The organism is Kumtagia ephedrae, assembly GCF_003012745.1.
Taxonomy (GTDB): Bacteria; Pseudomonadota; Alphaproteobacteria; order Rhizobiales; family Rhizobiaceae; genus Kumtagia; species Kumtagia ephedrae.
On sequence record NZ_PXYK01000004.1, the window covers coordinates 58,594 to 71,085 of the forward strand.

A 12,492-nucleotide genomic window follows, 5' to 3' on the forward strand; every position below is an offset into this window, starting at 1 on the left:
TGATGAAGATCGAAGTCGTCGTCGATGTGAAGACCACACTGGGCGAAGGCCCGCTATGGGACGTGGAGCAGCAGCGGCTCTACTGGATCGACGCGGCAGGCATGAGGGTCTTCCGCGCCACCCATGACGGCCGCGAGATCCGCGCCTGGGACGTGCCGTCGCGCGTCGGCTCCATCGCCATCCGCAAGGACGGCAAGGGCGCCATCTGCTCGCTGGCGAAGGGCTTCCACGCACTCGATTTCGGGACCGGCGAATGCCCGCTCGTCGCCGAGATCGAAACCGCCCGTCCGACCAACTGGATCAACGACGGCAAGGTGGACCGCCGGGGACGCTTCTTCGCCGGAACCATGGACAGCCAGGAAACCGGCCCCTATGGCGCGCTCTACCGGCTCGATCCGGATTTCACCGTCACTCAGATGGAGACCGGCATCATCGTCTCCAACGGCCCGTGCTGGAGCCCCGACGGCGACATCTTCTACTTCGCCGATTCCTGGTCGGGCGAGATCTGGGCCTACGACTACGACCAGGAGACCGGCAGCGTCTCCAACCGGCGCACCTTCACGAAGATCGACACGTCGCGCGGCGGCGCCGCCGACGGCTCGACGGTCGACGCCGAGGGCTTTCTGTGGAACGCGCAGGTCTATGACGGCAAGCTGGTCCGCTACGCGCCGGACGGCAGCGTCGACCGTGTCATCGACATGCCGGTGAAGAAGGTGACCAGCGTCATGTTCGGCGGGCCGAACCTCGACATCCTCTACGTCACCTCGATGGCAAAACCGCCGCTGCCGCGCTTCCCCGGCGACGGCGTCCTGCGCGGCAGCCTGTTCGCGATCCACGGCCTCGGCATCAAGGGCGTGCCGGAGCCGCGCTTCGCCGGGTGATATCGGTTGACGCCGGCGAGTTGGTCGCCGGCAGGCATGTCAGATTGCGCCCAGCGCTCAGAAGAACGCCTGCAGCCCCGTCTGCGCGCGACCGAGGATCAGCGCATGCACGTCGTGCGTGCCCTCGTAGGTGTTGACGGTCTCGAGGTTGATCATGTGGCGGATCACCTGGAACTCGCCCGAGATGCCGTTGCCGCCGTGCATGTCGCGCGCCATGCGGGCGATGTCGAGCGCCTTGCCGCAATTGTTGCGCTTGACGATGGAGATCATCTCCGGCGCCGCCTTGGCCTCGTCGAGCAGGCGGCCGACGCGCAGCGACGCCTGCAGGCCGAGCGAGATCTCGGTCATCATGTTGGCCAGCTTGAGCTGGAAGAGCTGCGTCTGCGCGAGCGGGCGGCCGAACTGCTTGCGCTCCAGGCCGTAGTTGCGCGCCGCGTGCCAGCAGAATTCTGCCGCACCCATCGCCCCCCAGCTGATGCCGTAGCGGGCGCGGTTGAGGCAGCCGAACGGCCCCTTGAGTCCCTCGACATGCGGCAGCAGCGCTTCCTCGCCGACCTCGACGCCGTCCATGACGATCTCGCCGGTGATCGAGGCGCGCAGCGACAGCTTGCCCTCGGTCTTGGGCGCCGACAGGCCGGCCATGCCCTTCTCCAGCACGAAGCCGCGGATTTTGCCGCCATGCGCGTCCGACTTCGCCCAGACGACGAAGACGTCGGCGATCGGCGCGTTCGAGATCCACATCTTCGAGCCTGAGAGCCGAAAACCCTTGGCGGTCTTCTCGGCACGCGTGCGCATGCCGCCCGGATCGGAGCCGGCGTCCGGCTCGGTCAGGCCGAAGCAGCCGATCCATTCGCCCGAGGCGAGCTTCGGCAGGTATATGCGCCGCTGCTCCTCGCTGCCATAGGCGTAGATCGGGTACATCACCAGCGACGACTGCACCGACATCATCGAACGGTAGCCGGAATCGATGCGCTCGACCTCGCGGGCGACTAGGCCGTAGGAGACGTAGGAGGCGCCGAGGCCGCCATATTCCTCGGGAATGGTCACGCCAAGCAGGCCGGCCTCGCCCATCTCGCGGAAGATCGCCGGGTCGGTATGCTCATTGGCGAAGGCCTCGATGATGCGCGGCTGCAGCCTGTCGTCGGCGAAGGAGCGCGCCCCGTCGCGCAGCATGCGCTCCTCCTCGGAAAGCTGCTCCTCCAGCAGGAACGGGTCCTCCCAGGCGAAGGCGGCGAGACCGGGCTGATCCTTTGCCTTGAGCTTCGGCGCTTCGGTCATCGGCATTCTCCTTCGTCTTTACGGCACACGGCTCGCCGGGCGGACCTAGCGCATCCGCAACCCGGATGCTAACGATGAAATCTCAGCTTCTTATGAGTTCCGATCATAACCGAACCGGTCACGATGCGCGACGCCTATCTGCCGACGGTGAACGAGCTCAACGCCTTCTGCGCCTGCGCGCGGACGGGAGCGACGACCCGCGCGGCGGTGGAGCTCAACCTGACGCAGAGCGCAGTCAGCCGCTCGCTGGCGAGCCTCGAGGCGCGGCTCGGCGTGCGGCTGTTCAACCGGGCGCGGCAGCGGCTGGTCCTCTCCGACGCCGGCCGCGCCTTCCTGCCGGAGGCCGAGCGGCTGCTCAACCGGCTCAAGCAGGCGGCCGCCACCGTCATGGCGTTCGGCGGCCGCGGCGACCTGATCCGGCTGGCGGTGCTGCCCTCCTTCGGCACCGCCTGGCTGGTGCCGCGGCTGGTCCGCTTCCGTGAGATCTGCCCGGAGGTGACGGTCGACATCGCCGCCCGTCTCGATCCGGTCGACTTCGACAAGGAACCGTTCGACGCTGCTCTGCAGCGGCTCGACATGCGCGGCGCCAACACGCTGTGGGAGGCACTGATGGAGGAGCGGCTGATCGTCGTCGCCTCGCCCGGCCTCGTCGCCGCGCCGCTTGACGACGCGGCGCTGGCGCGCCTTCCCCTGCTCCAGCAGGCGACGCGGCCGCGGCTGTGGCTCGACTGGTTCCGCGACGCCGACATGGACCCCCGCTCGATCCTGCGCGGCGACCGTTTCGAGCATTTCGGCATGCTGGTGGCGGCGGCCGTCACCGGCCTCGGCATCGCGCTGGTGCCCGAACAGGTGGCGGAGAAGGAGATTCTCGAGGGCAAGCTGGTCCGCGCCTCGCCGCGGGCGCTCAGCGTCGGCGCGCCCTATGCGCTGCTCTATCCCGAGCGCAGCGCCCAGGCGCCCGCCTTCGAAGCGTTCCTCGCCTGGATTCGCGCAGAGTCGGCAGCCGCCGGTTCCTGACCATCCCGCGGCACCGGAGGGAGGGAGAGCCGCCGCTCTTCCCTCCCCCCGGCTGGGAGGACCCGGCCTTGCCGGGACAAATGATCCGGCCGGCCAAGCGACCGGCCGGCACGCCGCCTAGATGTTGCGCGCCGTCATCTCGTTGGCGATATGGTCGGCCTGCCGGATCGCCAGCGAGACGATGGTGAGCGTCGGGTTCTCCGCCCCGCCGGTGGTGAACTGGCTGCCGTCCGAGATGAACAGGTTCTTGATGTCGTGCGTCTGGCCGTTCTTGTCGACCACGCCGTCGCCCGGCTTCTCGCTCATGCGGTTAGTGCCGAGATTGTGGGTCGAGGGATAAGGCGGCGTCGGGAAGGCGCGGGTCGCCCCGACCGCCTCGTACAGCGCCGTACCCTGCCGGTAGGCATGCTCGCGCATGGCGACGTCGTTCGGATGGTCGGAGAAGCTGACCCGCGCCACCGGCATGCCGAACTTGTCCTTGACCTCCGGATCGAGCGTCACCGCATTGCCCTCCTGCGGCATGTCCTCGCCGACGATCCACATGCCCGCCATATGGTCGTAGTGATCGAGCGCCGTGGTGAAGGAGCGGCCCCAGCCGCCGGGGTTGAGGAAGGCCGCCATGAACGGCACGCCGAGCGCCAGCGTTTCCATCTCGTAGCCGCCGGCAAAGCCGCGCGACGTGTCGTGCCTGGCCTCGTCCTGGACGATGCCGGCCATGGTTGTGCCGCGGTAGAAATGCACCGGCTTGTCGAAGATGGCGTAGACCGAGCCGGTGGTGTGGCGCATGTAGTTTTTGCCGACCTGCCCAGACGAGTTGGCAAGCCCGTCCGGGAACAGCGACGAAGCCGAGTTGAGCAGCAGGCGCGGGCTCTCGATCGAGTTGCCGGCGACGGCGACGATGCGCGCCTTCTGGGTGCTGAGCTTGCCGTCCTTGTCGGCATAGGTGACGCCCGTGACCTTGCCCGAGGCGTCGTGCTCGATCTTCACCGCCTGCGCGTTCGGCCGCACCTCCAGCTTCCCGGTCGCTTCGCCCTTGGGAATCTCTGTATAGAGCGTCGACCACTTCGCGCCCCATTTGCAGCCCTGGAAGCAGAAGCCGGTCTGCTGGCAAGCCATGCGATCGTCGCGGTCGACCGAATTGATCGCCATCCGCCCGGTGTGGCACTCCTTGTAGCCGAGCTTGTCGGCGCCGGCTTTCAGGATCTTGAAATTGTTGTTGCCGGGCAGCCCTTCGATGCCGTTGGTGCGGGTGACGCCCATCTTATCCTCGGCCCGGGCGTAGTAGGGCTCCAGCTCGGCGAGCGAGATCGGCCAGTCCAGCAGGTTCGCCCCATCGATCTTGCCGTAATGGGTGAGCGTCTTGAACTCGTGCTCCTGGAAGCGCAGCGAGGCGCCGGCCCAGTGCGTGGTGGAGCCGCCGACCGCCTTGACGATCCACGCGGGCAGGCCGGGAAAATCCTTGGCGACGCGCCAGCTTCCCGCCGTGGTGCGCGGATCGCCCCAGGCGAGCTGGGCGAACGACTCCCATTCGTCATTGACGAACGCGTCATATTCGACGCGCGGTCCGGCTTCGAGGATGACGACGTCGATGCCCTTCTGTGCGAGCTCGTTGCCGAGCGTGCCGCCGCCGGCGCCCGAGCCGACGATGACGACAACGCTGTCGTCGTTGAGATCATAGGATGCAGCCATGGTTTCCTCCCAAAGGCTTGATGTCAGAGGCTTGAACGGGCCGCCCGTGCGGCGGCCGGGCGAGCGCCCCTACAGCCACTCGATGTCGTCGAAGCCGCGCGCGATGTAGCCGCCCTTGGAATAGGACTCGCCCTCGTAGCCGAAGATCGGCCACACCTCCTTCTGGTTGTAGAGCCCGACCACCAGCCCGCCGCGCACGGCCTGGAAGAACGGCGTCTCCTCGATCTGCCGGAGCACGGCGACGCGCTCCTCCTCCCAGCCGAGGCCGCGATAGCCGCCGGCGCCCGAGCGCCGGTCGAGATCGGCGACGCCGTTCTCGATCAGCTCCTTGTGCGCGGCGTCCCTGGCGGCCGTCTCGTCGTGCGACTTCACCGCGATGGCGTAAAACCTGTCCGGCACCTGGTCGTGCGGATAGACGTCGCGTGCCATCTGGATCAGCGTCGCCATCGTCTCCGGCTTGAGCGCCGTCGTCTCCAGGCCCCAGGCGTGGCGCGGGCTCAGCACCGCCGTGCCGCTGACGACCAGCAGCGCGCCGGCGCCTGCGCCGCGCCGGAAAAGCTCCCGGCGGGAAATGCCGGGCGTCCTGTCATATACGGTGACCATATTTTCCTCCCTTGCTTGCTGACGGCGCCTCCTTGCGCCGCGGCTGGCTGGCGGACCCCGCGTCCGCGCCGCCCTATCGGAACCGGCCTTGACGCTGCAGCACCTCGATCTTGTAGCCGTCGGGATCCTCGACGAAGAAGAAGCGGGCGAGCAGCGCGCCGTCGCGGTTGAACTCGACGATCTTGCGCGGCGCAAAACCCGCCGCCTCGAAGCGCGCATGCTCGGCGTCGAGATCGTCGACGGAGAAGGCGATGTGGCCGTAGCCGTCGCCCAATGCGTAGGGCTCGGTCCGGCCCTTGTTGATGGTCAGCTCGACCTCGAAATCGGCTTCTCTGTTGCTCAGATAGACCAGCGTAAAGCTGTCGAAGTCGAGTCGATCGGCAATCTCGAGGCCGAACGCCTTCTGGTAAAACCCCACCGAGCGCGGTTCGTCGAGCACCCGGATCATGCTGTGTTTCGCCTTGGCCAAACCCGTCTCCGTCGAACCATCAGTAGCGCGGATTATGAGCCGGCGCGCCCGGCCTGTGGTGGCAGCGGGTTACCACCGCCGAAAACACCTGACGGACGAAAGTGCGATTGCGGCGGCGGCCGATTGGACGGAATATGGTTCCACACGGGCAATGCTGCCGGCCGGCCTTCTCGGCCAGCCGGCCAGGACCAGGATCTAGGGCAATTCCAGCAAAAATGTGCAGCGGTTTTGCGTCCGGAATTGCAAAAAAACAAAGAAATACAGCAATTTCGTTGATTTCGAAGAAAACGGAATTGCTCTCGGAGGAGATGCGCAATGTGCAGGGTATTCGCGGGCCAGGATCCGGAAGGCTACCGCCAGATCAACCGCTCGATCCGCATCGGCGGCCATTCCACCAGCATCCAGCTCGAAGCGACGTTCTGGGAGCTGCTGGATGAGATCGCCGTGACGCAGGGGCTGAGCACGCCGAAATTCATCTCGAAGCTTTACGACGAGGCGCTCGAGATCAACGGCCAGATCCCGAATTTCGCCTCGATGCTGCGCACCACCTGCGCACTGTATCTGCGCGGCCACCGACCGGCCGAAGCGGAGTTGGTCGCGCTGCACAGCGAAGCCGCCTGAACGCTAACCGGCTGTCCTCGCCGTCTCCAGCGCGACCAGGGCGCTGCCGCGGAACAGCTCGTGCCGCTCAGACAGCGCCGTTTCCTCGCCGGTGACCAGGCTGTCCACCAGCGTGCAGACCGAGAGCGCACGGAAGCCGAGGCTTTGCGACAGCGCGAACAGGTTGGCAGTCTCCATGTCGACGGCGGTGATGCCCTTCGACACCGGCAGGTCGAAGCGGGTCTCGGGCTCGGGATGATAGAAGACGTCGCTCGACACCATCGGCCCGACATGAAAGCCGATCGATTGCGTCGTGGCGGCTTCGACCGCCCGGCGGAACAGATCGGGGTCCGGCGTGCCGACATGCCGGCTCGCCCCCACATCGGTGTCCATCACGGCGCTTTCGGCGATGAAGACCTCGCGCAGCGGGGTGCCGAGCGTCAGCGCCCCGCAGGAGCCGACGCGGATGATGGTGCGCACGCCGTAGACCGCGACCAGTTCGTGCACGTAGATGGTGAAGGACGGCCGCCCCATGCCGGTCGCCTGCACGCTCACCTGCTTGCCCCGGTAGAGACCGGTGAAGCCGAATGTCCCGCGCACCCGGTTCACGCAGCGCGGCGCCTCCAGGAACGTCGCCGCGATCCACTCGGCGCGCAGCGGGTCGCCCGGGATCAGCACGGTTTCGGCAAAGTCGCCCGGCAAGGCCTCGTTATGCGGCGTCATCGTCCCCTCGAATGCGCTCGCGATCGGCTGTCTGCGTCTCCTCCCGGCATTCTGCCGGTTTTTCAGTTTCCTTCCAGCACTTCCTTCACGACGGTCGCCAACTGCTTCAGCGAGAAGGGCTTCGGCAGGAAGCCGAATTTCGCGTCGGCGGGCAGGTTTTTGGCGAACGCGTCCTCCGCATAGCCCGACACGAAAATGAACTTCACGTCCGGATCGAGCTTGCGCAACTCGCCGAGCAGGGTCGGGCCGTCCATTTCCGGCATGACCACGTCGGATACGATGATGTCGATCTTGCCTTCGAGCTCGTGATAGATCTCCAGCGCCTCGACGCCTGACGACGCCTCGTGCACGGTGTACCCTCGCGACGTCAGCGCCCTCACGCCGCCCATGCGCACGGCGTCCTCGTCCTCGACCAGCAGAACCGTGGCCGAGCCGGACAGGTCGCGCGCAGCCTCCTGCCGTGCGGCGAGCTGCGCGATCTCGGCCCTCGACGGCTTCTCGCCCGCCGCTGCACTGTCGGCGGAGGATGAACCCGCCTCTACGGCGCGAGCTGGCGCGACATGACGCGGCAGGAAGATGCGGAAGAGCGTGCCCTTGCCGACGTCCGATTCGCAGAAGATGAAGCCGCCGGTCTGCTTGATGATGCCGTAGACCATCGACAGGCCGAGGCCGGTGCCCTTGCCGACCTCCTTGGTGGTGAAGAAGGGCTCGAAAATCTTCTTCAGCACCTCGGGCGCGATGCCGGTGCCGGTGTCCTCGATCTCGACCAGCACGAAGTCGTTGTTGTCGAGCTCGCGATGATAGGGCAGCGAACGCGTCTCCTCAGCGGTGAGGTTTTTCGTGCGGACGGTCAGCGTGCCGCCCTCCGGCATGGCATCGCGCGCGTTGACGGCCAGGTTGACCACGACCTGCTCGAACTGGCTGATGTCGACCCTCACCGGCCAGAGATCGCGGCCATGGTCGATCTTCAGCTTGACGTTGTTGCCGACGAGGCGGGCGAGCAGCATGCGCAGGTCGGCCAGCACGTCGGTCAGGCTGAGCACCTCCGGCCGCAGCGTCTGCTTGCGCGAGAAGGCGAGCAGTTGCCGGACCAGCGACGCGGCGCGGTTGGCGTTCTGCTTGATGTTCATGATGTCCGGGAAGGACGGGTCGGACGGCCGGTGGTTGGTGAGCAGCAGGTCGGAGGCCATGATGATGGCCGTCAGCACGTTGTTGAAATCGTGCGCGATGCCGCCCGCGAGCTGTCCGACGGCCTGCATCTTCTGGCTCTGGGCCATCTGGCCCTCCAGCGCCTTCTGCTCGGTCGTCTCGACCGCGTAGACGATCGCCGCCTCTTCCGCGGGGTCGCCCTCGGGGCCGTCGACGACCGCGTTCACGTAGAGGCGGACATGCCGCTCCTCGTTGTTGGGCAATACCGTCTCGATCGGCTCGATATCGGCCTGCCGCCGGCGCGCCTTCTCCAGCGCCAGCGCGAAAGCCGGCCGGTCGCGCTCGTGGATGACCGAATCGAAGCGGACATGACGGTCGATGGCGTCGCGGTCGACCACCGAGGCGAACAGCGAGAAGAACGGCGCGTTGGTGCGCAGGATGCGCCCCTGCTGGTCGATGCCGGCGATCGCCATCGGCGTCGAGTTGAAGAACCGCGTGAAGCGTATCTCCGAAGCCCGCAGATCCGAAGAGGAATCCTCCCCCTGCGCCCGGTTGAGCACGACCGTGCGGGTCGGCCCGTTGGAACCGTCGCGATTGGCGGTGACGCGGTGGAGGAAGCGCACCGGCAGCGCCTGCCCGGTGGACATCGCCAGGTCGAGATCGATGACGGCATTCTTGGTCGTGCCGGGATCGGCCTTCACCGAGCGCACCAGCGCCATGCCGTCGCCGGCGACGATCTCGCCAAGCGTCAGGTCGCCGGGCGTAAAACTTGCCAGGTCGACTCCCAGCCACTCGGCCAGGGTCGAGTTGAGATAGGTGATGCGGCTCTCGGCATCGGCGGCGAAGAAGCCGGCCGGCGCATGGTCGAGATGGTCGATCGCCTGCTGCAGATCGAGGAAGAAACGCTCCTGCTCGGCCCGCTCGCGCGAGATGTCGGCGAGCTGCCAGGCCGAGAAGGGCTGCTTATGGCCGGGCACCTTGAAGGTGCGCGCCTGCACCCGGTACCAGCGCGGACCGCTGTCGGTGCCGGGCCTGAGCGAGCGCGCCATGCGGAACTCGCCTGCGCCGGGATGGCCGTCGCGCAGGCCGGAAGCCAGCCGGTAGACCGAATCCGCTGCTTCCGGAACATCCGACAGCAGCGCTTCCACGGTGCGCAGATCGGAGGCGCTGGTGGCGCCGGTCATCTCCGCATAGGCATGGTTGGCATAGACCACTCGCCCCTTGGCATCGGCCACCACCAGCCCCTGCGCCATCGAATCGATGAAGGATTTCGACAACTCGTCCGTGGTCGAGCGCGAGGCGATCTGCACGAAGCCGATCGCCGCGGCGAACAGGAAGCCGACGCCGGTCATGGCCAGCACGCCGAGCATGCCGAGCAGGAACGGATCGCCGAGATGGTCGCGGAACAGGCCGAACACCACCGCCGCGAGCGTCAGCACGGCGATGAAGACGATCAGCCGGGTGATCGCGCCGGGGCGCGTCCCCTGATCGACGATCGGAACGGGATAGAAATCGCCGCGCGTGTCCTTGGCCATCAGAGCGCGATCCCCGCCATTTCCCGCCGCCCTGCCCCTTCTCCGAATCGGCTCAAAGTCCCATTCTCCTTAGCCCGAAAAGCCCTCCGGCCAAAGGCTTGCAGGCCGATCACCGACCAGCCGTCACTCCGAAAGCCCCGGCTTGCCCGCACATCCCCCGGAAAGCCGGCTGACGGTGTCAAACTAAAGCATCTTGCCCGAGAGTGGGAACCTGTTTCGGGACAGCGTTACCTCGCAAAACAAGGGCTAAGGCGGACCGCACGGGCCGGACTCGATACGAGCGCCTTGGTTGCGAAAACCGCCGTCCCGGACAGGTTCCATCGGCGCGGCCTTTGCTCTAGTGTCGCCACGATTTCAACGATGCGGGGCCTGAAATGCTGGACTGGTTGGACGAGGTGGCGGGTCCAGGATATTCGCAGGCGGTCCTGTGGACACTTTTCGCGCTGCTGCTGCTGGTTGTGCTGCTGATCGTCGTAAAGGTGTTTCGCGGCATGTTCTTCGGCACCTTCGTGGCCGGCGGCCGCAACCGCAAGACGCGGCTGGCGGTGATGGACGCCACGGCCGTCGACAGCCACAGGCGGCTGGTGCTGGTGCGCCGCGACGATATCGAGCATCTGCTTCTGATCGGCGGCCCGACCGACGTGGTGGTGGAGCGCGACATCCGCATCGGCCAGCAGCGCCGGCCGTCCCTTCCGCCGGAAGGCGCCCGCGAGCCGCAGGCTCCCGCGCCCGCCGCGCAGCCAGCCCCTGCCCCCGCCGCGGCACCGCCGCAGCGCGCTCCGGAACCGCTGCGGGCCGCCCCGCCACCCCCGCCGGCGAAACCGGTGCCCGAGGTGCCCGCTCCGGTGCTGCGCCGCCCGGCCGAGTCGGCGGCGCCGCTGCCGCGCCTGCCCGAACCGCCCCCGCCTCAGCCTTCGGAACGCCTTGCGCCGCCGCGACCTGCTGCCCAGCCGGTCGCGCCCCCCCGGCCCGAGCCGCGTCCGGCGCCGGCCGGGCCCGAGCCGCGTCCGGCGCCGGCCGGGCCGGTGCTGCCAGCGGCTTCGGCACTCAGGAACCCGCCTCCGCCGTCACCTTCGGACGATCTCGACGACGCGCTGCTGAAGGAACTGGAAGTCTCGCTCGACGACGACGAGACCAAGGGCGGCAAGCCGGGCCCGGCTCCGTCCCTGGACGACGAGATGGCTAGGCTGCTTGGCGAACTCTCCAAGCCACGCCGGTAAATCTTCGGCATGGACGCAGAAAAAAGCGGCTCGAAGCCGCTTTTTTTCATGCGTTCTCGTCAGAAAATAGGACCGCTTTCACAAAAAAAGCGGCGCTTTTGGCCGCTCAATCGTCGCGATAAACCTTCTCGCGGCGCTCGTGCCGCTCCTGCGCCTCTATAGACAAGGTCGCGATCGGACGTGCGTCGAGCCGCTTCAGCGAGATCGGCTCCCCGGTTTCCTCGCAGAAGCCGTAGGTGCCCTCGTCGATGCGCTGCAGCGCCGAATCGATCTTGGCGATCAGCTTGCGCTGGCGATCGCGGGCGCGAAGTTCGATGGCTCGGTCGGTTTCGGAAGAAGCGCGGTCGGCGAGATCGGGGTGATTGGCGTTTTCTTGCTGCAGGATTTCGAGGGTTTCTCGGGCTTCTCGTAGGATTTCACTCTTCCAGTTGACAAGTTTGGCTCGGAAGTAGGCTTTCTGCCGCTCGTTCATGAACGGCTCATCTTCCGAGGGCACATAGTCTGTATCAACGAGCACGCTCATTCGACTCATCCCATTACACCCCTGGTTTTTGGGCGCCTATATATTCGGCGACCTCCCGCGGCACAAGATCATTCCTCGTCGGCGTCACGCGATTGTTAGGGTCGGCGCGGGACCAATTCATGCCTTGATTGCACGTCTGCATGACGTTGATTTGATGAGCGAACATGCCGCAGACGTTACCCGCGGCCGGTTGCGCGGCCTCTCCGCTGCGGCTACATCGATGCTCGAGCCCTCGTCCGGGCAGGAGTGCAGGTTGAGCAGGCTTTATCTTCTCCGGCACGCCAAGGCCGGCTGGGCCCAACCCGGAATGCGCGACTTCGACCGCCCGCTCGACGCGACCGGCCGCGCCGATGCCGAGGCGACCGGGCAGGCGATGCGCGAGCACGCCTATGTTCCCGACGTGACGCTGTGCTCCAATGCGAAGCGCGCCCGGCAGACGCTGGAAGGCATCGCCGGCAGCGCCGATACCGGCCGGGTGATCTTCCTCGATCACCTCTATTCGGAGGATGCGGCCGGCTACCTCCAACTGGTCCGCGAGCACGGCCGGCACGGCTCGCTGCTCGTCATCGGCCACAATCCGATGATGGAAGATCTGGCGCTGGCGCTTTCCGAGAGAGGAGAACCGGCGGCGCTGGCCATGCTCGGGCTCGGCTTTCCGACCTCCGGCCTCGCCGTCATCCGCTTCGACGCGAGCCTGAGCGGGGTTACGCCCGGCAAGGGTTTCCTCGAAGCGTTTTTGACGCCGGTCGGCTCCTGAGCCGGGCGCCCGCCGGGCGAGCGCCATTTCAATTGCCCGCGGGCTCGC

The 12,492-nt window shown here is 66.8% G+C and carries 13 protein-coding genes; 5 read left to right on the top strand and 8 right to left on the bottom strand.

What is annotated here, in order from left to right; all coding sequences use genetic code 11:
* Positions 1-2: 2 nt before the first annotated feature.
* The gene (locus tag C7I84_RS04975) at positions 3-881 is read left to right on the top strand and encodes an SMP-30/gluconolactonase/LRE family protein (RefSeq protein ID WP_106771056.1); all 879 of its coding nucleotides are present in this window, start codon (positions 3-5) and stop codon (positions 879-881) included.
* 57 nt (positions 882-938) lie between these two features.
* Here the strand turns inward: C7I84_RS04975 and C7I84_RS04980 are convergent, their stop codons facing one another.
* Positions 939-2,159 carry an acyl-CoA dehydrogenase gene (locus C7I84_RS04980; RefSeq protein ID WP_106771057.1) on the bottom strand — a complete coding sequence of 407 codons (1,221 nt, stop codon included), beginning with the start codon at positions 2,157-2,159 and terminating at the stop codon, positions 939-941.
* A 123-nt stretch (positions 2,160-2,282) separates the two neighbouring features.
* Here C7I84_RS04980 and C7I84_RS04985 point away from each other — a divergent pair, with 123 nt between their 5' ends.
* Complete coding sequence (locus C7I84_RS04985) at positions 2,283-3,176, top strand: LysR substrate-binding domain-containing protein (RefSeq protein ID WP_106771058.1); 894 nt, start codon at positions 2,283-2,285, stop codon at positions 3,174-3,176.
* Positions 3,177-3,293: 117 nt separating this feature from the next.
* On the opposite strand, the gene C7I84_RS04990 is transcribed toward C7I84_RS04985, so the two are convergent.
* From C7I84_RS04990 to C7I84_RS30315, 4 genes are all read right to left on the bottom strand, one after another.
* Entirely contained in the window at positions 3,294-4,865 is a 1,572-nt protein-coding gene (locus C7I84_RS04990) for a GMC family oxidoreductase (RefSeq protein ID WP_106771059.1), read from the bottom strand.
* A 69-nt stretch (positions 4,866-4,934) separates the two neighbouring features.
* Complete coding sequence (locus C7I84_RS04995; protein WP_106771060.1) at positions 4,935-5,468, bottom strand: Twin-arginine translocation pathway signal; 534 nt, start codon at positions 5,466-5,468, stop codon at positions 4,935-4,937.
* A gap of 73 nt (positions 5,469-5,541) precedes the next feature.
* Positions 5,542-5,937: a VOC family protein gene (locus tag C7I84_RS05000; RefSeq protein WP_106771061.1), complete on the bottom strand. Its 396-nt coding sequence runs from the start codon at positions 5,935-5,937 to the stop codon at positions 5,542-5,544.
* 19 nt (positions 5,938-5,956) lie between these two features.
* Entirely contained in the window at positions 5,957-6,253 is a 297-nt protein-coding gene (locus tag C7I84_RS30315) for a hypothetical protein (RefSeq protein WP_133170058.1), read from the bottom strand.
* Here C7I84_RS30315 and C7I84_RS05005 point away from each other — a divergent pair.
* Positions 6,253-6,558 carry a ribbon-helix-helix domain-containing protein gene (locus C7I84_RS05005; protein ID WP_106771062.1) on the top strand — a complete coding sequence of 102 codons (306 nt, stop codon included), beginning with the start codon at positions 6,253-6,255 and terminating at the stop codon, positions 6,556-6,558. The genes C7I84_RS30315 and C7I84_RS05005 overlap by 1 nt on opposite strands.
* A gap of 3 nt (positions 6,559-6,561) precedes the next feature.
* Here C7I84_RS05005 and C7I84_RS05010 read toward each other — a convergent pair whose 3' ends face one another.
* Positions 6,562-7,260 (bottom strand): purine-nucleoside phosphorylase, encoded by a 699-nt coding sequence (locus C7I84_RS05010; RefSeq protein ID WP_106771063.1) that lies wholly within the window; start codon positions 7,258-7,260, stop codon positions 6,562-6,564.
* A gap of 62 nt (positions 7,261-7,322) precedes the next feature.
* On the bottom strand, positions 7,323-9,944 hold the full coding sequence (gene cckA, locus C7I84_RS05015) for a cell cycle histidine kinase CckA (RefSeq protein ID WP_106771064.1): 2,622 nt from the start codon (positions 9,942-9,944) through the stop codon (positions 7,323-7,325).
* A gap of 374 nt (positions 9,945-10,318) precedes the next feature.
* On the opposite strand from cckA, the gene C7I84_RS05020 reads away from it, so the two are divergent.
* A complete protein-coding gene (locus C7I84_RS05020) occupies positions 10,319-11,164 on the top strand; it encodes a flagellar biosynthetic protein FliO (RefSeq protein ID WP_165815985.1) in 846 nt (281 codons plus the stop codon).
* Between the two features lie 106 nt (positions 11,165-11,270).
* Here C7I84_RS05020 and dksA read toward each other — a convergent pair whose 3' ends face one another.
* The gene (gene dksA / locus C7I84_RS05025) at positions 11,271-11,687 is read right to left on the bottom strand and encodes an RNA polymerase-binding protein DksA (RefSeq protein ID WP_106771065.1); all 417 of its coding nucleotides are present in this window, start codon (positions 11,685-11,687) and stop codon (positions 11,271-11,273) included.
* A gap of 253 nt (positions 11,688-11,940) precedes the next feature.
* Between dksA and C7I84_RS05030 the strand changes: the two genes are divergently transcribed.
* On the top strand, positions 11,941-12,444 hold the full coding sequence (locus tag C7I84_RS05030; protein ID WP_106771066.1) for a SixA phosphatase family protein: 504 nt from the start codon (positions 11,941-11,943) through the stop codon (positions 12,442-12,444).
* The last annotated feature ends 48 nt before the right edge of the window (positions 12,445-12,492 follow it).